Source organism: Roseibium sp. M-1, from assembly GCF_054515675.1.
Window position 1 is genome coordinate 5719030 of record NZ_CM137257.1, and the last position, 19265, is coordinate 5738294.

20 protein-coding genes are annotated in these 19265 nt (G+C 61.7%); 6 read left to right on the plus strand and 14 right to left on the minus strand.

Annotated features, from left to right (window positions below):
* Window positions 1-42: 42 nt before the first annotated feature.
* The 7 genes from ACX3M4_RS25815 to ACX3M4_RS25845 all read right to left on the minus strand — a co-directional run bounded on the left by ACX3M4_RS25815 (window position 43) and on the right by ACX3M4_RS25845 (window position 5675).
* A complete protein-coding gene (locus ACX3M4_RS25815) occupies window positions 43-693 on the minus strand; it encodes a glutathione S-transferase family protein (RefSeq protein ID WP_459355842.1) in 651 nt (216 codons plus the stop codon).
* A gap of 49 nt (window positions 694-742) precedes the next feature.
* Window positions 743-1399 (minus strand): ribonuclease T2 family protein, encoded by a 657-nt coding sequence (locus ACX3M4_RS25820; RefSeq protein ID WP_459355843.1) that lies wholly within the window; start codon window positions 1397-1399, stop codon window positions 743-745.
* Window positions 1400-1424: 25 nt separating this feature from the next.
* Entirely contained in the window at window positions 1425-1874 is a 450-nt protein-coding gene (locus ACX3M4_RS25825) for a cytoplasmic protein (RefSeq protein ID WP_459355844.1), read from the minus strand.
* Between the two features lie 96 nt (window positions 1875-1970).
* Window positions 1971-2819, minus strand: coding sequence for a 23S rRNA (adenine(2030)-N(6))-methyltransferase RlmJ (locus ACX3M4_RS25830; RefSeq protein WP_459355845.1), 849 nt, complete (start codon window positions 2817-2819; stop codon window positions 1971-1973).
* Window positions 2816-3334 carry a GNAT family N-acetyltransferase gene (locus ACX3M4_RS25835; protein WP_459355846.1) on the minus strand — a complete coding sequence of 173 codons (519 nt, stop codon included), beginning with the start codon at window positions 3332-3334 and terminating at the stop codon, window positions 2816-2818. The genes ACX3M4_RS25830 and ACX3M4_RS25835 overlap by 4 nt, the downstream gene beginning before the upstream one ends.
* Before the next feature lie 210 nt (window positions 3335-3544).
* A complete protein-coding gene (locus tag ACX3M4_RS25840; RefSeq protein WP_459355847.1) occupies window positions 3545-4363 on the minus strand; it encodes a cold-shock protein in 819 nt (272 codons plus the stop codon).
* Between the two features lie 214 nt (window positions 4364-4577).
* Window positions 4578-5675, minus strand: a complete 1098-nt coding sequence (locus tag ACX3M4_RS25845) for a DUF1176 domain-containing protein (RefSeq protein ID WP_459355848.1) — start codon at window positions 5673-5675, stop codon at window positions 4578-4580.
* Window positions 5676-5881: 206 nt separating this feature from the next.
* Between ACX3M4_RS25845 and ACX3M4_RS25850 the strand changes: the two genes are divergently transcribed.
* A complete protein-coding gene (locus ACX3M4_RS25850; protein ID WP_459359503.1) occupies window positions 5882-6529 on the plus strand; it encodes an MBL fold metallo-hydrolase in 648 nt (215 codons plus the stop codon).
* Window positions 6530-6561: 32 nt separating this feature from the next.
* On the opposite strand, the gene ACX3M4_RS25855 is transcribed toward ACX3M4_RS25850, so the two are convergent.
* The 4 genes from ACX3M4_RS25855 to ACX3M4_RS25870 form a co-directional block, all read right to left on the minus strand.
* Window positions 6562-7497, minus strand: a complete 936-nt coding sequence (locus ACX3M4_RS25855; protein ID WP_459359504.1) for a DUF1402 family protein — start codon at window positions 7495-7497, stop codon at window positions 6562-6564.
* Between the two features lie 290 nt (window positions 7498-7787).
* A complete protein-coding gene (locus ACX3M4_RS25860; RefSeq protein ID WP_459359505.1) occupies window positions 7788-8153 on the minus strand; it encodes a DUF6665 family protein in 366 nt (121 codons plus the stop codon).
* A 35-nt stretch (window positions 8154-8188) separates the two neighbouring features.
* Window positions 8189-9514: an MFS transporter gene (locus ACX3M4_RS25865; RefSeq protein WP_459355849.1), complete on the minus strand. Its 1326-nt coding sequence runs from the start codon at window positions 9512-9514 to the stop codon at window positions 8189-8191.
* A complete protein-coding gene (locus tag ACX3M4_RS25870) occupies window positions 9511-10074 on the minus strand; it encodes a chalcone isomerase family protein (protein ID WP_459355850.1) in 564 nt (187 codons plus the stop codon). The genes ACX3M4_RS25865 and ACX3M4_RS25870 overlap by 4 nt, the downstream gene beginning before the upstream one ends.
* 330 nt (window positions 10075-10404) lie before the next feature.
* Here ACX3M4_RS25870 and ACX3M4_RS25875 point away from each other — a divergent pair, with 330 nt between their 5' ends.
* The 4 genes from ACX3M4_RS25875 to ACX3M4_RS25890 all read left to right on the plus strand — a co-directional run bounded on the left by ACX3M4_RS25875 (window position 10405) and on the right by ACX3M4_RS25890 (window position 14941).
* A complete protein-coding gene (locus ACX3M4_RS25875) occupies window positions 10405-12039 on the plus strand; it encodes a methyl-accepting chemotaxis protein (RefSeq protein WP_459355851.1) in 1635 nt (544 codons plus the stop codon).
* Window positions 12040-12337: 298 nt separating this feature from the next.
* On the plus strand, window positions 12338-12640 hold the full coding sequence (clpS, locus tag ACX3M4_RS25880; protein ID WP_459355852.1) for an ATP-dependent Clp protease adapter ClpS: 303 nt from the start codon (window positions 12338-12340) through the stop codon (window positions 12638-12640).
* Between the two features lie 129 nt (window positions 12641-12769).
* Window positions 12770-13780: an NAD-dependent epimerase/dehydratase family protein gene (locus tag ACX3M4_RS25885; RefSeq protein WP_459355853.1), complete on the plus strand. Its 1011-nt coding sequence runs from the start codon at window positions 12770-12772 to the stop codon at window positions 13778-13780.
* Window positions 13781-14941, plus strand: coding sequence for an aminotransferase class V-fold PLP-dependent enzyme (locus ACX3M4_RS25890; RefSeq protein ID WP_459355854.1), 1161 nt, complete (start codon window positions 13781-13783; stop codon window positions 14939-14941).
* An 8-nt stretch (window positions 14942-14949) separates the two neighbouring features.
* On the opposite strand, the gene ACX3M4_RS25895 is transcribed toward ACX3M4_RS25890, so the two are convergent.
* On the minus strand, window positions 14950-15552 hold the full coding sequence (locus ACX3M4_RS25895) for a sugar transferase (protein ID WP_459355855.1): 603 nt from the start codon (window positions 15550-15552) through the stop codon (window positions 14950-14952).
* Between the two features lie 147 nt (window positions 15553-15699).
* On the minus strand, window positions 15700-17181 hold the full coding sequence (locus ACX3M4_RS25900) for a hypothetical protein (RefSeq protein WP_459355856.1): 1482 nt from the start codon (window positions 17179-17181) through the stop codon (window positions 15700-15702).
* Window positions 17182-17537: 356 nt separating this feature from the next.
* On the opposite strand from ACX3M4_RS25900, the gene ACX3M4_RS25905 reads away from it, so the two are divergent.
* Window positions 17538-17903 (plus strand): hypothetical protein, encoded by a 366-nt coding sequence (locus ACX3M4_RS25905; RefSeq protein ID WP_459355857.1) that lies wholly within the window; start codon window positions 17538-17540, stop codon window positions 17901-17903.
* Window positions 17904-17931: 28 nt separating this feature from the next.
* Here the strand turns inward: ACX3M4_RS25905 and ACX3M4_RS25910 are convergent, their stop codons facing one another.
* A complete protein-coding gene (locus ACX3M4_RS25910; RefSeq protein ID WP_459355858.1) occupies window positions 17932-19149 on the minus strand; it encodes a DUF1176 domain-containing protein in 1218 nt (405 codons plus the stop codon).
* Window positions 19150-19265 lie beyond the last annotated feature (116 nt).

Here is a 19265-nt window from a genome sequence, read left to right on the forward strand (position 1 = left end):
CAGCCGGGTGTGCCGCGATCCGGGTCCTGGTGCTTGAAGGGCTTATCTCAGCACGGCAGCAGCGTTGTCCGGAACCGGCGCCGGCGGCACCTTGGTGTCGGTGAAGGCAGGGACGGCGGCTTCGAAGGCATCCAGCCAGGCGACGAGCTTGGGATGACCGGTTCGCCATTCGCCGCCGAAGCGGATGTCGAGATAGCCGAGAGCGCAGGCAAGCGTCAGCGTGCCGGCGGTGACATCCGCGGCGGACGCAGGCGCTGCTGGCGTGTTTGCCTCGAAATGCCTGAGGCCGCGCGCCATCTTGTCGCCCTGGTAGGCATCCCAGGCCGGGTCCCGGTAGTTCGGTTCCTTGAAACGCTTCTCGTAGACCCTGAGGATCGCCGCTTCCATGATGCCGTCGGCGAGGGTCTGGTCGCGCAGGTCGGCGAAGCGGGCTTCACCTGCCGGATAGAGCTTGCCGCCGCCCGCCAGGAAATCGAGGTATTCCACGATGACGGAACTGTCGTAGAGGACGTCGCCGTTTTCCAGAATCAGGGCGGGGATCTTGCCGAGCGGGTTCTGGCTGCGCAGGCTGTCCGCCGGATCGGCCGTATTGGCCTCCTCGATCTCGATCCGGTCCTTCAGGCCGAGGATTGCCATGGCGAGTTTCACCTTGCGGCCAAAGGGCGAGGGGGGCGACGAGCGAAGTTTCATCATAATCCGATCTCCAGAAAGGATTGGCGGTTGGACCCGTCAGGCAGGCGCGTCAGCGAGCCTGAGGCGGGGGGACGGAAAGGCTGCCGGCCCTGCAGCCGGAGCGGTCGACTTCGCGGCAGGACCGGAATTCAAGATCCCGCGTCAGGCAGATGCGAACCTCTTCCAGCTCGCCGCGATCGCAGGTGACGGCAATGCCATCTTCGGCCAGGCCGGGATTGGCGAGGCGGAAAGCTTTTTCAACGGTTTCGGGCGCCGCCTTGCCGCGTTTGTTCAGCGTGCGGAAGGCACCGGGAACGGTGATCTTCTCATAGGCCTGGCGTGTCAGGTCGAAATAATCCTCCGGCGAGAGGCCCGAACAGGTGCCGTGCTTGCGCCACTCGTGAAAGACGAGACCGTGGCTCGGCATGATGTCTTCCATGGAAACCGCAACTTGCCGGTCAATGCGTTGCTGCACGCCGGGGCAGTTTTCCGGAAAGCCCCTCTCATATTGCGGCCAGAGACCGTGCACCACGAAACGGAACGGCGTTGCCACATCGCATTGGTGCGGGTTGGCATCCGCGCCCTCCTGTTTGCAGTAGGTCGGTGACCAGGACAGGGAGAGCACATAGAAATCGAAATCGCCCGCCTGGTCCGCCCGTACGGGCAGGCCCAAGGACACGGCCAAGAGGCCGGCGCAAAGTGTCAGACAGCGGCGGGCAAATGCCATCGGCAATCCTTCCGGATGGCAGGCCTCAGTGCGGACGGGTGGTGCTGCAATAAGCGCCGTAGACGCGCCACTTGTCGAGAGGCGCTAGACAGGCCTCGACATTCCAGCTGACGCCAACGAAGCCCGCATGTTCTTCCACCAGATAGTGAACGGACTGGATGGTGCCGTCGGAGAGGCTGGCTGTTCCCTTGCAATAGCGGCGGGCGACGGGGCTGACACCGTTTACCCGGTAGCTGACTTCGCTGATGCGGTCGATATTCAGGATTGTGCGGCCGCCGTAATAGTCCTTTCGGGCGCGGGCCACGGAGCCTGCAACGGCGCTTTGAACCGACGCGGCCGTGCAGTCCGGAAGCCGTTTTTCACCGGAAGAGAAGGAGAAATAGACGCGGTTGTCGTCCGCCATCGCCGGCGCGGCAACGCTTGCGCAGAGTGCGAGGGCTGAAAAGGTCAAACGGACGGATCGGGCAATGTTCACGGCAGAAACTCCGGAAAGCAAACTCTTGGGAGACGATGGGGGAGGCGGGTCGGAAGGTCAAGCTTCGATCCCGTCAAAAGTGACATGAGGGAGGCGTTATTCTCCGATCAGCTGGGTGACGTTCCAGCTCGTTCCCGGTCCTTGGTGCAGGGTATCGGCAAGCCAGGGCAGGATCAGCCGCATTTCGTCGGCCAGCGTGAACGGCGGATTGATCAGGGTCATGCCGGAGCCGAGCATCCTGGTATCCGGGCCGCTTCTGCCGACATTGAGGTCCAGGGTCAGGACATCGCGCATGCCGGCATCGGCGAAGGCATCATGCATGCGGCGGATGGCCCGCATGTCCTTCATCGGATACCAGAGCGCATAAGTTCCGCCAGGCCATCTCTTGTGCGCCTTCAGCACCGCGCCCGTCATGCGGTCGAATTCGTCGGTGACCTCGAAGGCCGGATCGATGAGCACAAGGCCGCGTTTTTCCTTCGGAGGCAGGAAACTGCCCATGGCAAGCCAGCCGTCCAGATGGATCGTCTTGACCTGGAAGTCGCCCGCATAACGGTCCGACAGGGTCTTGAAATCCGCCGGATGGAGTTCCGTCAGGGTCAACCGGTCCTGCGGACGCAGGAGATGGCGGGCAACTGCCGGCGAGCCCGGATAGAGTCTCAGCGGTCCCTCCGGATTGTAGGAGCGAACGGCGTCCAGCCACGGTGCGAGAAGGTCGGCGACGGCAGCCGGGGTCTCGGCGGCGAGCACCTTGGCAATTCCCTCGAGCCATTCGCCGGTTTTCTGGGTCTCCACCGATGTCAGGTCGTAGAGCCCGATGCCGGCATGGGTGTCGAGGATGCGGAAGGCCTTGTCCTTGCGCTGGAAATAGGCGATCAGCCGGCCAAGGACGGCGTGTTTTAGAACGTCGCCGATATTGCCCGCGTGGTAGGCATGGCGGTAATTCATACGGTCCCGTCTCCGGCTTTGTCTGCGGCAGCCGCAGGCTCCGGATCGCGTTTCAGGAAGATGACAGCCTTCTCGCCATGATCGGCCTTGCCGATCTCGGCAAAGCCGAGGCGTTCGTGAAAACGCAACGAGCCGGGATTGGGCGGACGCTCGTTCACTTCGCAGACAAAGGCCCGTCCGCTGCCGGCAAAATGCCGGAAAAGGGCTGCATAGAGCGCGTCGCCGATCTTCTGGCCGCGGAGGGTTTCGTCGACGCAGATGCGGTCGGTATAGGCGAAGTTGGACAGGCGTTCACTCAGCCAGTGGTAATTGCGGCTGTCATAACTGGTGCCATCGCCGATGCAGAGCAGGAAACCCGCGACGGCTCCCCTGGCTTCGGCGACAAGGCAGATGAGCGCGGAATTGACGAGGTCCAGAAGGTCTTCTGCCGAGAGGCCGTTCACGGCCGGGACAGCCGCGTTGTTCAGCGGCAGCAGGGCATCGAGGTCTCCCGGCAGGAAAGGGCGGATGGTCAAGGACGGCTGCGGAGCGGACGGCATGGGTTACCTGGGAAAGTTTGGAGAGGCGTTATAGGGGCAGGGATTTGATTTGAAGAGCTGCAGGCCGGGATCGGACCGGATTTGATCTGCTCTCAAACACTTTCGGCAAAACAATTTGGGCGCAGCAGAGCTGCGCCCAGAACCTTGCGCGAAACGATCATTCAGGCGGGACATCCCGCTTGAGGATCACTCCTCGTCTGGCGTCTCGACGTCGGTTTCCGGCGCGCCGTCTTCTTCCAGAACCTGGAGGTTGACAGCCTTCGGGCCCTTGCCGCGACGATCCGGCTCGGTCTCGAAGGAGATCCGCTGGCCGCTGTCGAGGGAAGTGAAACCGGAACGCTCGACGGCAGAGATGTGAACGAACACATCCGCATCGCCTGCATCCGGCGTGATGAAACCGAAGCCCTTGTCGTTCTTGAAGAACTTTACAGTGCCGGCCTGGCGCGGGCCGCGCTCGACGGGAGGCATGTCGCGCCGCGGGCGCTGCTGACGGAACCCGTCGCCTTCGCCGCCTTCGCGATTGCCGCCGTAGCCGCCACCTTCACGGCCGCCGCCATAGCCGCCGCTGCGTCCGCCGCCATAGCCGCCGCCGCCTTCGCGTCCGCCACCATAGCCGCCGCCGCCTTCACGGCCACCACCGTAACCGCCGCTGCGACCGCCGCCGTAGCCACCGCCACCGCCGCCTTCACGGTTACCGTAGCCACCGCCGCCGCCTTCGCGATTGCCGTATCCGCCGCGTCCGCCTCCGTCACGATCACCGCCGCCGCCGTATCCGCCGCCGCGATTGCCGTATCCGCCTCGGCCGCCTTCTCTGTCGTCGCGGCCGTGGCCGCCACTGAAATCATTGTCGCGTCCACCGCGGTAGCCTCCGTCACGGCCGCCGCCATAGAAGTCTCCACCGAACTCGCTTCCGCCAAAATCACTGCCGAAGTCTTGCGGACCGCCAAACTCGCGCTTGCCGCCGCGCCGACCACGCGACCGCCGGTCCGAATCACCATCGTGCATTACCGATTCACCCTAATTTCTGCGCCCTTTCGGCACATACCGACCAATCTCACCCGCCTTCACAGTCGAGTCATTTCCTTCAGGCGCACTCCGTGCGTCTGATCAACATTCTGGGATCGGGCTGAAACAAAGCTGCCGCATCCCTCTCCAGCCGCTGCGTCATCATCATAAGGGCTGGACGGGCGAAATCGCAAGAGAATCCTTAGGCGAACCGCTAATTCGAGGCGTTTTTGAGAGGCCAGGTGTTTGACCAGTTGGACAAGTCCGGAGAGGTGCCGTCGCAGCTCTTTCGAGCTGCTTCTTCCAAAAGCACCAACCCGGTGCCGTTCCACACCCAGCGGTTCCACAAGCCGCACTCGCCGACACCGGAACCCTTGAAGTAGCTCACCAGCTGTTGTTCAGCCGGTTCCCATCTGGCGTTGTAGATCAGATCCGTCGCCACTGGTCCCTTTTCGGACATGCGCGCGACCTGCACCTGCCGGGCGGCGCCGTCTTTGCCGGAGAGAACGGCGACGAAGGGGCTGTTATAGGCCGTCGGCGCACCGCAAGGCACGACATAAAGGAACGCGCCTTCGGCAAGCGGAACACGAACCGCGTTGAGGCTGGCATAGATGGCCGGATCGACTTCCGAGCACAGGCGGTTGGCGGACAGGACCGCAGCGACTTCCGGCGGCAGCTGATCGGCACTTGTCAGCGGCAGGGCGTGCGGTGCGTCTTTCGCCGGCTCCGTTCCGGGTGAAACAATGGCGCCAACGGTGCCGGTGCGGTTCTGGATATTGTCGAGCCACAGCAGGCTCGCCTTGAGACCCTGCAGCGACACGGGCACGCTGACGGGATCGCCACCATTGACGGCGGGCAGGCGGATAGTCAGTTCCTTGCCCATGCGCAGGGCTTCCAGCAGCGTAGAGGTTGCCGGGCCGGTCGGATACCAGAATCCTTCACCGCCGAGCGGACGAAAGCCGCCGGGCGTTGTCACGGCCGGCTGCATCTCGCGCAGCTGTTCGATGGGCAGAGCCTCGATTTCGGCACCGTCCACCTCGAATTGCAGCGTACCGTCCTTCGGAAGCTCGGTGTTGGTCGAAACGCGCACCAATGGCAGCGCTTCCGCCTGCCAGTCGCGGACGATGCGCACATCCACCCAGACGGACTGGCTGCGTGTAAAGGAGGACGCAAAACAGACGCCGGTGTTGCCACAATCGACCGTCCAGCTTTCGAAGCTGGGCGGCGTCCGGCCGGGCTGTGCCTGGCTATCGGACGCCGCAAACAGCGCCGCAGCGGCAAAGGTCAGCAGTGTCAACAGTCTTGGCGTCATTAGGTCCGGCTACCCGATTGTGTCTGGCGGCTTCCAACAGCCGCTTAACTCTTGTACGAAATGCACGCGGCAAGGTGAAGCCGCTAGTGAACAGAAACACGACACCGGCCTGTGTTGTCCCGTATTTGTTACAAGGGTAGCAACACTGGAGACCGGCACTGTCACGACAGGAGGCGTAAATGCCGCAAGACACTACAGATCCCGGCATGGACGAGACACCGCCGATCCAGGTGATGGTGATCGCTGTCACGCCGTTCCAGCAGAACTGCTCCCTCATCTGGGATCCGTCAAGCATGCGCGGTACCGTGATCGATCCGGGCGGCGATGTCGACAAGATCCTGGCCGCCATCGAAAAGCAGGGCGTCAAGGTCGAGAAGATCGTACTGACCCACGGCCATATCGATCATGTCGGCGGCGCGGCCGATCTGGCCGAGGCGCTGAAAGTTCCCGTGGAAGGTCCGCACGAGGCGGACCAGCCCCTTATCGACCGGGTGGCCGACCAGGCGGTGCAGTTCGGCGTCGACGGCGTCAAGCCGGTGATGCCCGACCGCTGGATGCAGGAGGGCGATCAGGTGGAAATCGCCGGGCGAATGTTCGATGTGTTCCATTGCCCGGGACATTCCCCTGGCCACCTGGTGTTCTTCGATGCCGAGCTGCGCTTTGCCATTTCCGGCGACGTGCTCTTTGCCGGTTCGATCGGGCGCACCGACCTGCCGGGCGGCGATCACGCCACGCTGATCCGTTCCATCCGGGAAAAGCTGCTGCCGCTCGGCGACGACGTCGCCTTTCTGCCGGGGCACGGCCAGGCCTCGACGATCGGGCATGAGCGCGAGACCAATCCGTTCCTGCAGTAAGCCTTCAGGAACACTCGCCTTGGCGCAGGACTTCAGAAAAGTCCGCGCAGGTCCTCGATGCGATCGTTGACCAGCCAACCGTAGTAGTTTTCCTGCGGCCAGGACTGGCCGCTGCGGCGGAACTTCGCCGCGCGGTCCCATGGGTCGCCGAGATTGTAGAGCGTTGCCGTCAGACCAGGGTTGTTGGAGATGTCGACCTTGCCGACGCTCTTGTAGGCGGCAATGGAGTCCTGGATGATCGCGGCCATGTAGTGCAGCGAGATATTCGGGTCCATGGTGGCCTTGTAGACCGCTTCGGAGTTTCCGGCATCCAGCTTGCGGAAATTGCTGGTGCGCGACACCCGGTCCGTCATTTTCAGAACCGTCAAGGGGCTCAACTGGCCGAGGCCGAAGCTCTGGCCGGCATAGAGCGGCTGGAAGAAGGCTTCGTTGAAATTCTTCTTCGGATAGCGCACGCCGTCGACGGACCGGCCACGGAAATTGCTGTTCCAGACGCCTTCGTAGCAGGACCAGCGGCGGTCGCTGCTCTTCTGGATATGATCCTTCCGGCAGCGGTCGAATTGCGGCCGCTCGACGAAAGTGTCGACATGCTCGCCGTTCAGCTCGAATTCGAAACGGATACCGGCATAGGCCAGCGCCTTGACGTAATAGGACTGGGCGCTGTCGAGCGTGTCGTAATTGTAGGTGTGTTCGCCGACGATCGCGCCGACGATGTGGATCGGGTCGATGCCGTAGCGGGAGGCGATACGCTTGATGGAACCCATCAACTGCCGGTCGCGCCTGAGGACGGCAATGACCTTGTCGAATTTCGCATCGTATGACGATTTCGAGGCCGAAGTTCTGCGGGAGGAGGAATAGGGAATGCTTGGCTGTGACCGCAGACGGTTTCCTTCCGGCACGACGCGAACCGACTGGGCCTGGACAGGAGCGGAATCCATCAGAACAAGTGTGGACGGTGCCAGCAGCATGGCCAGCAGCAGACAGGCCGTCACCCAACGGGACTTTGCCAATCGGGATGGTTTGCTCAACTGACGGGGCTTTCTGCACATATTGATCGGTCTGCGTCTGGTCTTGTTGTTGGGGTATCGCTGCTGACAATCAGCCAAACCGGCGAACCTTCGCTGTTCCATAATGGTCGCCAATGGCGACTGTAAATAACTCATCTTGTGAAAAGCCCCCAGAAAAAATCACCGCCGCTCAGAAGAAGCAACAGTATCATTTGTCTAGGTGTGGGCCATCAACAAGGAAGTGATCCCGGTCACAGACGGTCCGTTTTAGCCGTCTCCTGCACTTGAATGCTGCCCGCCGGCCCCATCCGCAGACGTACGGCCGGCAGAACGCCCATGAAATCGTAAAAGGCCTTGTGCTGCCGCAAACCGCACAATTCGCGCTGGATGGTGACGTGCCAGAGCGCTTCCCCGGCGGTCGCCAGCCGCTGCCGGCACGTCTCCTCCGAAGTTGAAGGATCGTCATGCGCTTCCGCCAGTCTTGCCAGCTCCTGTTCCAGTTTCTTGGTCAGGCGAGCCAGTGTCGAGGCCTTCTCGCTGAAAATCTCCTGCTCGAGCGCAGCCGCAAGCGGATCCTTGTCGGCGGGTCTGGTCAGTTGGGGCGGGCGCACGAACATCTTCTGGGCCTGTCTTTCAGCTGGTTGACCAAGGGTCACATGCGGGCTCTGCCTTGGGCAAGGTCTTTCTCGAAAATAATGAGACCACAAAGCGCAATGAGTTTCAAAAGACAGGGCACGCCAGCATAGGAGACACTCATGAGGAAACCGAGCTCCGGCGTCATGACCGTGCCGGGCTGATAGCCAAGCAGCCCGAGGAAGGGCAGGGCAAGGCCAGTGGCGAATGCGAGGGCGGATTTGGACAGGAAAGCCATCGCGGCAAACAGGCGGCTGGCTTCGCCCTGCCTGCCGTCGTCGGAGATATGGTCGGCCAGGATGGCGGGAGGCAAGGCAAGGTCCGCGCCCAGGGCAAGACCGGAAAGGGCGCAGACGATGCCGTAGCCAACGACCTGACCTTCCTGCAAAAGCGCTGCCCAGCAAAAGGTGAAGATCGCGGCGCCGAGCGAAAACTGCCAGGCCCGCAGTTTGCCGAATGAGCGGGCAAGCCTTGTCCAAAGCGGCATCGAAACTACGCCGGAGAGAAAATAGATCAGCAGAAAGATGCCGGTATAGGATTCCGCGCCCAGCTTGTCGCGGATGAAGAAAAGAACCAGGACCGCCGGGATCGCGCTGGCGAGGAGATTGAGAAACAGCAGCCCGAAAAACAGGACCCGCCAGCGGTTGCGCAAGAGGCTTAGCCAGCTTGCACCGGAATGCCGGTCTTGCGGTTTTGCGAGACTGGCGAAGCGCATCCACCGCAAGAGCAGCCAGCAAGCGGCCGCAAGCAACGGCAGGTAGCCGAGCGTCAGCCAGTGGAAAGCTACGCCCAGGCTGCTGCCGGCAGCGAGGACGGGAGGTACGACCGACGCGACCAGCAGCCCGGCAAGGCCGAATGCCTCGCGTGTCGCCGTGACCCTGGTCCGGTCCGCGCTCGGCACCTGCCAGAGCCCGCCGAGGGCCTGGAAATTGATCGTGACCACCGAAAAGCCGGTGGTGCAAATCAGAACAGAGATCGCGAACCAGGTCAGAGGCGCGGCCGTGAAGGGGTGAAACAGCATCCAGAAACCGAAGCCGAGCAGGACCGCGCCGAGGACCAGAACGCTGCGCCGCCGGTCGTGAAACCTGTCGCTGAGGCTGCCGATCAACGGATCCTGCAGGGCATCCACAAGCCGCAAGGACAAAAGCACGAATCCGAGCAGCGCGACCGGCTGTTGCAGCGTGACAGCATAGAAATCCGGTGCGTGCAGATAGATCGGCAGTCCGGCAAAGGCCAGTGGAAATGCCATCACGCCGTAGGCCGCAAGGCCGCTAGGCGTGACGGTTCCCGATTGACGGGAAGTGTCTGCTTCTGCCCCAGCGGTGCCGGGAGCTGTGGACGTCACGAACTGGCCCCGACCAGCTTGGCGCGCAGCTGCGGGTCGCGTGTATTGCCGCCGAGCCAGATGGCAAAGAACTTCTTCGTAAAGGCAGGGTCGGCAATCGTACCCAGCTTCCGGTCACCCAGATAAAACTCCGACCGTCCCCCGGCGGTCCTTACGCCGGTGATCGACTGGCCGGGTCTGACATCGGGAAAAAGCGCTTCCATCTGCCGCCGCCAGTTTGCAAGCTGGCTGTCGGAGACACCGCCCTGGCGCCGGATCTCCTTGACGGAGCTGTCGGCGATTTCCTGGCCCTTGAAGGAGCGCAGATAAGTGAGTCTCAAGGCAAAGGGAGCGGATGGGTTATAGGTACCGCCGGGCGCAAACAGTTCCGCATCGAAGACCTTGAAGCCGAGAAAGGTCATTCGGCCCGCGCCGACACGTTCCGCCGCGGGCAGGGCGCTGATCGTGGTGCCGGTCTCTGCGTGAACCAGACCTGTCTGGCCCAGTGCCATAAGGCCAAGAGCCAGGGCGATGACTGCCGCTCTGGCGTGCCGGTTCATGGCCGGTGGGGAAAACATCATACCGTCCTCCGAGTTTCCTTAGGGTCAGAACAGCTTACGTCCGGAACTCCTCGGCGGATCTGCCATTGCCGGTCGAGGTGACTGGCTGGTGGAGGCATGCCAAGCCGGCCAGGTCGAGACATCGATGCCTCACCCGGAAAGACTTGCAGTCACTGCACTCAGTATTGCTTGCCATTGCTTGCGCGGAAGGTTTCTTATCGAACTCTTACGTCATTTTCAAAAAGAAGAAGAAGGACTGTTTTGGATTTTATTGCAGGTGTTCAAGGTCACGTTTAAGGAAATTTTTGGACGGTCGCCCTAACCATGCGGCAAACCTTGTTGGGGGATAGCATGAAGTTCTGGCAGTCCGTTAAATTCACCACGACGGTGCCCATTGTCGCAGTCGTGGCGATCGCATTTGTGGCTTTCGCCTATGTAACGTCGACGCAACGGGTGTCGGCGGTTCAAGATGCCTTCGAACAGCAGATCAGCATGAGCGCCGACCTGACCAACCAGGCACTCGGCAACGCGATCTGGGACTTCGACAAGGATCTGGCCAACAGCCTGCTGGCCCCTCTTCTCGACAACAAGAACTTCGACTGGGCCGTGGTTCAGGAAGCCAATGGCAAGATTTTCGCCTCGCTTCTGCGGGACGAGACTGGCGAAGCCGAAACGCTTGTGGGTCTCATTCCTGAAACCATGCGCGGCGCAAATGCCAATGAGAAAACCGAGTTCTACTCGGAAGCGAATTACGAGATCGGCATCAAGCCGATCACCCGCAGCGATGGCGGCGAGGTCGAGACGCTGGGTTACATCTATGTGGCCTTCGATCTTGCCGGAATTGAAGCGGCCCGCAGCGAAGCGCTCATGACGGCGCTTGTCATCACCCTTATCGCAATTGTCGTCGTCTCCCTCGTGCTTGTCGCCCTGATCCGCCGCATCACCGGCCAGATCGGCCGTCTTTCGGATACCATGACCGTTCTTTCCGACGGCCAGTACGACATCGCCATTCCCTGTGTCGAACGGGTCGACGAAATGGGCCAGATGGCCCGCACGGTGGAAGTGTTCCGCGACAACGGGCTGCGCCAGCGCGAGCTGGAGGACGAGCAGCAGCAGAACATCGAAAACGAGCGCCGCCGGCAGGCGGGACTGGAACAGATGATTTGCAGCTTCCGCGATGATAGCCAGCGCCTTCTGCATCCCGTGACCCGGTCCACCGAAAGCATGGGAGCCATTTCCGGCGTCCTGATGGATCTGTCGCACAGCAACACCGAGCGCACCGCCTCCGTTGCCGCGGCCACGGAACAGGCCTATGCCAGTGTCCAGACCGTTGCCTCGGCCTCCGAGGAACTGTCAGCCTCCATCGCGGAAATCTCCCGTCAGATCGCCGAGACCAGCGAAGTCGTTTCCTCCGCCAATACCAAGGCAACCTCGGCCAATGCCCAGGTCGCGAGCCTTGCCGCATCCGCACAGAAGATCGGTGCGGTGCTGCAGCTGATCCAGGACATCGCCGAACAGACCAATCTCCTGGCACTGAACGCCACCATCGAGGCGGCCCGTGCGGGCGAGGCCGGCAAGGGTTTTGCGGTGGTCGCAGCCGAAGTCAAGGAACTGGCAACGCAGACCTCCAAGGCCACCGAGGAGATCTCCGCCCAGATCAACGCCATCCAGGGGGCGTCGTCGGATAGCGTTGCGGCGATCGAGGAAATTGCGAACATCATGGTCAAGGTGAACGAGTTCACCGGGTCCATCACGGCCGCGCTGGAAGAACAGGGATCGGCGACGGCGGAAATCAGCAGCTCGATCCAGGAGGTTGCCTCCGGCACCCGCGAGATCAGCGAGAACATGACCGGCGTGAAGGCGGCGGTCGACGAGACCTCGCAATCGGCGGGCGATGTATCGCGGACGTCTTCGGAAGTGGCCGAAAACACCCGCCAGCTGGCAGAACGCATCGACGGCTTCCTGCGGGATGTTGCCGCCGCCTGATCCCGATCTTGAGACCGACTGCGAAACCCCGTGTTTCAACGCGGGGTTTTCATTTGTGAGCAACCGAAATCAGATGTCATGTTTTCTTCGATTTCGCGTTGCAGTATACTGGCTGAAATCCCGGAACTGACCGAAGCCCAAGCGTCCCCTGAGGGATGGGAAGGTGTGCGGGACAGAACACCGGCACAGAAGTCCGGCACAAATTTCTGGCACTGGGGCCGGACTGAAACCGGCCGGGTTTCCGGATAACAGGTGGGTCCGCGAACGCGGACGCGAGGCGTCAGCTTGGACGATTGTCATGAGTGAGATCGATTTCAAACCGAAACTGCTGCAAAAGACCAAGGTTCAGCGCCCGCAGCTCTACAAGGTGGTGCTGCTGAACGATGACTATACGCCGCGGGAATTCGTGGTCCTGATCCTGAAGTCCGAGTTCCGGCTGGATTCTGCCCAGGCTGAAGTCGTGATGATTACAGCGCATCAGAAGGGGGCCTGTGTCGTCTCGGTCTACCCGAAGGACGTTGCCGAGACCAAGGCGACGCGCGCAATCGATGCTGCCGGCCAGCTTGGTTATCCGCTGCAATTCGCCGTCGAGCCGGAATAACCGGCCTTTCATCGCGCGCGATCCGACCCGGCCAGCAGCCGGGTTTCGTTTGTGTGAGGTTTGCCTCTGCTGGCACGAATTCTGCTGAGAATGCAATCAGATGATGCATTTATCGGGATTTGTGCCAGTATGGAACATTGCGAAACACCGGTTGGTCCAAAACAGAACATTTCCTTCCGCAAGATTGTCGTGACTGGGGGGCTGGGCTTTATCGGCGCGCGGGTTTTCAAGCGCGTGGCCCGCATGGAAAACGTCGATACGACGGTGATCCTGGACAGCGTTTCCTACGCCGCCGATTTTCGCCGGCTGGCACCTGCCGGCGAGGCTGGCGAGCTGCCAGTCCTGCGTGGCGATATCCGGTCGAAAATAGATGTCGCGGCCGCGCTGCACGAGTGCGATGCCGTCATACATCTGGCCGCCGAGACGCATGTGCCGAGGTCCTTTGCCGATCCCGAGCTCTTTTTCGACGTCAATGTCGCCGGGACCGAAACACTGCTGAAAGGCGCGATGGAGACAGGCGTCAAGCACTTCATCCATGTCAGTACCGATGAGGTTTACGGACCGGTGACGGACGATGTGCGTGAGACCGCACCGCTGCGGCCGACATCGCCTTATGCCACCTCCAAGGCCATGGCGGAGGAAGCGGTGATGCTGGCGGCCCGCAACGGATTGAAAGCGACGATACTGCGCCCAACCAATGCGATCGGCACCGGGCAGAACGCGGAAAAGCTGTTTCCGCGTTTCGTCATGCGGGCGCTCAGCGGCCAGCGCCTGACCATCGAAGGCACGGGTGCCCAGGAACGGACCTTCCTTCCCGTCGGCGATCTTGCCGAAGCGATCAAGCTCGTTCTGACCCATCAGGACGACGCGCCGCTGTCGGTCTACAATGTCTCGGGCGAGGAGGACCTCTCCGTGCTCGAGGTCGCAAGGCGGGTCTTTGAGGTTACGGGCACGAACACCGGTCTGCATTTCGTGCGCGACCGGGTGAAGAACGATGCCGCCTACCGGATCGACGACAGCGCCATCCGCGCCCTCGGTTACCGGCAGACCAGTTCCGTCGACCGGGAGCTCAACGCCATTCACAGGGAGCTCCGCGCCCGACTGAGCCGGATGCAGCCCGATCTCAGGACGGAGGGCTGAATGCGACCTGTGCCCCCGGCCGGACCCGAGGTGATGGCGGCTCCGCCGATCAGCTTTCACCGCACGCATATTCCGCCTGCGACCTATGAGGCGGTCACGGCGGCGCTGCAAAGCCGTCACCTGCGCTCAGGCGGCAGCTTTTCGAGGAAGGCGCGGGCTCTGGTCAGCGCCCATGTCGGCCACGAGCGTGTGTTTCTGACCAATTCCTGCACCTCGGCGCTCGAGATTGCCGCGCTGGCGCTGGATCTCGGGCCCGAGGACGAAGTCATCGTGCCGTCCTTCACCTTCTGCGCCACCGCGACGGCCTTCGCCCGCAAAGGTGCGCGGATTGTGCTGGCGGATGTCGATCCTGCAACGATGATGGTGACCGCCGAAACGCTGGCGGCCCGGTTCACCAGCCGGACCCGGGCCGTCGTCGTGGTGCATTATGGCGGAGCGGCCGCGCCGATGGCCGCCATCCGTACGCTTTGCGACCGGCAAGGCGTCGTCATCGTCGAGGATGCGGCCCAGGCTTTTGGTGCGAAACAGGCAGGAGAGGCGGTTGGTACAGGCGGTCTCTTTGCTGCCTATTCCTTCCACGAGACCAAGATCATCAGCAGCGGCCACGGCGGCGCGCTGGTGGTGAACAGCGATGACAGGACACTGCAGAACCGGATCGCGGAACTGCTTGCCCGGGGAACGAATTTCCCCGCCTTCGCCCGCCGGGAAGTCAGCCATTACGAATGGACGTCGGTCTCCTCGAGCTTCGAGATGCCGGATCTGAACGCGGCGCTGCTCTATGGACAGTTGCGGCACGCCAGGGAAATTCTTTTGAAGAGCCGGGCGGTCTGGGCCTTTTATGAAAGACAGCTCAAGCATCTGCCCATCGATATCCTGAGGCCGGACGGGCAGACGCAGGCAAATGGCTATTCCTTCGCCTTTCTATCCGCCGACAGGCAAGTTGCCCACCAGCTCCTGGAAGGGTCCGCCCGGCTTGGGCTCGGCATGCAGTCCCACTACAAGCCGCTGCACCTTTCGCAATTTGCCGGCCGCATCCTGGCAGGCAGCTGCCCCGGTGCGGAACAGAGTTGGGATCGCCTGGTGCGGCTGCCTGTGCATATGGAACTCAGCACCGGCGAAGCAGGGCGGATCTGCACCTTTCTGCAAGCTGAACTTGGCTGAGGTTCTGGCTATTCGCGGTCTTTCGCCGAGACCGCACGCTTCAGGATCTCTTTGGCCGTTCTCGCCAGGAGGCTGAGGTTCGAAAGGGAGGTTGCACGCTTGAAATAAGCAGTGTCGATGGCGAGCCGTTCGGTCAGGATCTGCCGCACATAGGCCTCTTGCGGGTCTTCCGCGCCGTCCATCCGGTGCAGGTTCTTCAGCGCCCAGAGTGTGCCGGGGCTGAGAAGGCCGGGCAGGATAACCAGCGACTTCCGCATCTCCTCGTCATAGCTGCGGGCGACAATGCCCGGATCTTCCGGCCGTGGGCCGAAGAACGCCATCTCGCCGCGGACGATGTTCAGGAGTTGGGGAACTTCGTCGAGCTTGGTGTTTCGGAGAAAGCGCCCGAACGGCGTCACTCTGCGGTCGTTGACCGCCGTGATTGCTCCGGCCTCATTGCTGCCCGGTCGCATGGTGCGGATCTTGACCATCTTGAAGACATTGCCGCCACGCCCGATCCGTTCGGCAAGATAAAGCGGTGGCTTGCGGTCGGCCAGCCAGACGATCAGCAGGATCGCGGCGAGTATGGGCGAGAATAGGAGCAGCAATAGGGCGGCAAAGACCTGGGGCATGAAATCGTCGGTTCGTCCGGAACGACGGCGGTCCTGATCTGTCCCGTCCGCCGCCCTTGAGGAGAGCTTCAAAAAATCGAGGCCCCGGACGGGTTGCCGGGGCCTCGCAATTCCGTGTCGCGCGCGGGGAGCCCCCGCCGCTCAAACTCAGTCGCGCAGCTTGACGACCTTGTCGTTGCCTTTGGGCGAGGTGCCTTCCGGACCATCGTCGTCCGAGCCGTCGCCGTCGATGTCCATCGGCTCGAATTCCGTCGGCAGCGGCTCGGTGATGCCGAGTTCGGCGGCCGGGTCGTAGCCTTCGGTGAGGCCGAGCTCTTCCGCCGGGCCGCGGCCTTCCATCGCCATCTGGTAATTGGCGATGACTGACTTGAGCTGGACGATCTGTTCGTTGGCAGTGTCGACCTGGATCTTGTAGCGCTGCAGACGCTTGTTCTCTTCGATCAGGTCTTCCAGGTTGTCCGCGAACTTCTGGTTCTGGTTGCGCTGGTGGTTCAGGTCCGTCAGGGCCGAGTTGTAGCGCAGGTTCAGCTCGCGCAGCTTGGCGGTGGTCGCCATCAGCTCGTTGCGGTCCTTCTCGTGGTTCTTCTGGGCGCTGTCGAGCAGGTGCTCGATTTCCTGCATGCGCTTCAGAAGGTCACGGCTGCGTTCCTTCAGCGTCGAGTTCTCGCGCGCCATTTCCTGCAGCGACTGGGCGCCGATGCGGCGCTGCGAGGAGAGGTTCTCGATTTCCGCGTTCAGCGCATAGACTTCGTTGTCGTGCTTGCGCTGTTCCTCTTCCAGGCGGCTCTTGGCGTAGACCAGTTCCTGGTTGGCAACGTCGAGATGAGACTTGAGATCGATGTTGTCGTTGCGGAACTCGTTCAGCTCGCGCTTGGCGGCTTCGAGTTCGCTGGTGACCTGGTTGTTCTTGCGGATCTCGTCTTCCAGGAGCTTGGCGCTCTCGGAGAGGTTCTGCTGCAGTTCCTTTTCCCGGTGGCGCACGGCTTCGAGATCGGAGCCGAGGCTCTCTGCCTGCTTATCGAGGGTGTCGAACTTGGCCTTCAGGTCATGCAGCTTGCCGGTCAGGTCGGAGACCTGGGAATTGGCTTCCACCAGCTTGGCGCTCTGGTGACGGTATTCCTCGTTGACCTTCTTGTTGTTGTCGCGGATGGAGACGATGTCGTTGCGGGCGGTTTCCAGGGCGGTGCGGGTTTCCGTCGCGCGCTTGCGCAGCGAATGCACCTCGGCCTGGGCATCTTCCAGCTGCGTGGTCAGCGTCTTGACCTTGTGCTCCGCGTCGAGCAGGTCGGTGGAGATCTTGGCGTTTTCGGATTTCAGCCGGACTTCCGTCTCGACCGTACTGCGGGACGACTCCAGATACTCCGTCATCATGCGGATCGAGGTCTGGCTTTCCGCCGCGAAGGCCGCCATCTGTTCGAAGGTCTGGTTGAGCCCGCCGACACGGGATTTCAGCCCGTCCAGCTGGTTCATCTTCTCCTGCATTCTCAGGGCGAAAGGCGACAGATGCTCGACGTTGTTCTTCTCAGCCGCCACGACGGCTTCCTGGATGTCGCTGCCTGCTTCCGTCCCGGTCTCGACCCGCTGCTCCTGGTCACCGCCCGGGCGCGAGGATTTCGAGAAAATGCCCATTCCTGTCTCCTGACTGTCCCGCCGGCGCCGCCCGGCGAAAGATACGCATTACTTTAACTCTTTATTAACCCATAAGCGCTGGCCGTTTCAACGACTCAGGGAATTCGGCGGGCAGAATACAATGTGATGTGTTACCTCAAAAAGACAGATATCCCCCGCATTTTAACGGATTTGAAGCTATGGTTAACATCCGGACCGGAAGCGCGATGGCCGTGCTTGTCAAAAACGTCCTTGGAACATCAGCTTAGAGGGCTGCGTTACGGTGGCCAGAGACTGGTCCTTTGCGGTTGACGCCGCCCCTCGGACCTGCGGATATGCGAGTGTGTTTTTCAACCATCCATTTCCGGAGACGTTTCATGAATTCCTGTTTGTACAAGTCCTTGATTGGCCTGGTGTTGGCTGCCGGCCTCCATTCGACGGCCTTCGCCTACCAGAAACTTCTGACCTACCGAATTGCCGGCAAGGACCTTCTCGAGGTCACGGAAAAGGCACCCGAGGTCGAAGATCCCTTCACGCTGACGCTCAAGCTCGCCACGGGAGGGGAGCCGGAGGAACTGACGATCGAGACCGACGGCGACCTCGGAGACTGCAAGGACCAGCTTGAGAGCATCATCGGTTCGGATAGCGCCTATGCCGAGATCGTCGTGGACGAAAGCGCCCAGACGATGAACGGCGTCATGATGACCCAATGCGTGGTGTTCCACGGGCTGTTCGGGAATTAGCCGGGCTTCAAGCTAATCGTGAAACGCTCTAATCCCCCATCTCGTCGATGGTCCAGCTGAGCGGCCAGCCTTCTGCGGGCCCCGTGATGCCGTCGCAGTCGGTCTTCTCCAGATATTCCATCAGCGTGTAGTTGCCGCTCTCGGCCTCCTCCTCATGACGCTCGAAGGTGCCGCAGTCGTAATTGGGTGAAAAATAGGTGGTGCCGGTGACAGCACGGGTATCCGGATCGAAGAAGAGATTGTTGACCAGCGCATGGTTCGGCTGGTTGTGTCCCGGAGGCGTTTCGAATTCCTTCCACTCGTCCAGCGAAGGGTCGAACGGGACATGGATCGCCATGTAGTAGGGCACATTGACGTCCGCCATCTGGCACGGCACCACCCAGGTCTCGACATCGCCTTCCGCATAGTACTGCGCGCCGAAGCCGGGCACCGTCTCCTCCAGCTGGCAGTCGAAGGTGCGGTAGCCCATCATCTGGATTTCGTCGGGGATCTCGCTCAGCGAATAGACCTGACCGCGTTCACCCCGGTCGAGACCGCTGTTGTTCGTCTCCTGCGACGGCATGACCGGCGGCGGCAGGTCGTTGGCGGGGGCGGAGGAAGCGGTATCGGCAGCAGGGGCAGGGGCCGGGGCAGGTGCGGGCGCATCCTTGGGAACAGACGCGGGCGCGGCGGCCGGCGCCATGGCGATGCCGCTGACCTCGTCGGACGGCAGGCCGCCCCAGGCGACAATGGCGTCCTGTCGGCCGATGCGGGCCTGGGCTTCGTCCATCTTCAACAGGGAATGCGTAAGGCCGGTGAGGGAAACCGAATAGGTCAGTGTGCCGGCGGAGCCGCCGTATTCGATCTGGATGGACGCGCTCTGGCCGAGGCGCAGGTTTTCCATCAGATCACGATCCGCCGCGCCGCCGAAGGTCATCTCGTTGCCGGTATAGATCTTCCCGGCCTTGCCGAAAAAGCCGGTATTGTCCTCTTCGCCGGAAATCTCGATGCGGGCGAGCATGCCGGTTTCGAGCGGTGTCTTCGGTCTGAGCGTGACAAAGACTTCCGAATCCGGCTTGGCACTGCGTTCCACCTTCATCCGGAAGGCTTCGCCGTTGGAAGCGCTGCCCTCCGTCTCGGCGATACAATAGTTTTTTCCGTCGCAGCGCACAGACCAGTTGCCATAGTCGGTGCGCGCCAGTTCGGCATGGGCATTGCCGTAAAAAAGACAGGATACGGAAACAAGAACGAGAAATCGAAACTGCATGTCAGCCCCCTCTGACTGTCCGGCCTGGGTGCCGGGCCGTTCCACAATGGCGGCCAAGGCTCGTAAGTCAATTGGGAGAAGGACCAAGTGCAGGGTCGATCATGATCGTGGAACGA

What these genes read in the sequence shown, in the direction of transcription:
- ACX3M4_RS25815 (WP_459355842.1), bottom strand. Translation starts at nt 693, where the DNA reads ATGATGAAACTTCGCTCGTCGCCCCCCTCGCCCTTTGGCCGCAAGGTG.
- ACX3M4_RS25820 (WP_459355843.1), bottom strand. Translation starts at nt 1,399, where the DNA reads ATGGCATTTGCCCGCCGCTGTCTGACACTTTGCGCCGGCCTCTTGGCC.
- ACX3M4_RS25830 (WP_459355845.1), bottom strand. Translation starts at nt 2,819, where the DNA reads ATGAATTACCGCCATGCCTACCACGCGGGCAATATCGGCGACGTTCTA.
- ACX3M4_RS25840 (WP_459355847.1), bottom strand. Translation starts at nt 4,363, where the DNA reads ATGCACGATGGTGATTCGGACCGGCGGTCGCGTGGTCGGCGCGGCGGC.
- ACX3M4_RS25845 (WP_459355848.1), bottom strand. Translation starts at nt 5,675, where the DNA reads ATGACGCCAAGACTGTTGACACTGCTGACCTTTGCCGCTGCGGCGCTG.
- ACX3M4_RS25850 (WP_459359503.1), top strand. Translation starts at nt 5,882, where the DNA reads ATGGACGAGACACCGCCGATCCAGGTGATGGTGATCGCTGTCACGCCG.
- ACX3M4_RS25855 (WP_459359504.1), bottom strand. Translation starts at nt 7,497, where the DNA reads ATGCTGCTGGCACCGTCCACACTTGTTCTGATGGATTCCGCTCCTGTC.
- ACX3M4_RS25860 (WP_459359505.1), bottom strand. Translation starts at nt 8,153, where the DNA reads ATGTTCGTGCGCCCGCCCCAACTGACCAGACCCGCCGACAAGGATCCG.
- ACX3M4_RS25870 (WP_459355850.1), bottom strand. Translation starts at nt 10,074, where the DNA reads ATGATGTTTTCCCCACCGGCCATGAACCGGCACGCCAGAGCGGCAGTC.
- ACX3M4_RS25875 (WP_459355851.1), top strand. Translation starts at nt 10,405, where the DNA reads ATGAAGTTCTGGCAGTCCGTTAAATTCACCACGACGGTGCCCATTGTC.
- clpS (WP_459355852.1), top strand. Translation starts at nt 12,338, where the DNA reads ATGAGTGAGATCGATTTCAAACCGAAACTGCTGCAAAAGACCAAGGTT.
- ACX3M4_RS25885 (WP_459355853.1), top strand. Translation starts at nt 12,770, where the DNA reads ATGGAACATTGCGAAACACCGGTTGGTCCAAAACAGAACATTTCCTTC.
- ACX3M4_RS25890 (WP_459355854.1), top strand. Translation starts at nt 13,781, where the DNA reads ATGCGACCTGTGCCCCCGGCCGGACCCGAGGTGATGGCGGCTCCGCCG.
- ACX3M4_RS25895 (WP_459355855.1), bottom strand. Translation starts at nt 15,552, where the DNA reads ATGCCCCAGGTCTTTGCCGCCCTATTGCTGCTCCTATTCTCGCCCATA.
- ACX3M4_RS25900 (WP_459355856.1), bottom strand. Translation starts at nt 17,181, where the DNA reads ATGGGCATTTTCTCGAAATCCTCGCGCCCGGGCGGTGACCAGGAGCAG.
- ACX3M4_RS25905 (WP_459355857.1), top strand. Translation starts at nt 17,538, where the DNA reads ATGAATTCCTGTTTGTACAAGTCCTTGATTGGCCTGGTGTTGGCTGCC.
- ACX3M4_RS25910 (WP_459355858.1), bottom strand. Translation starts at nt 19,149, where the DNA reads ATGCAGTTTCGATTTCTCGTTCTTGTTTCCGTATCCTGTCTTTTTTAC.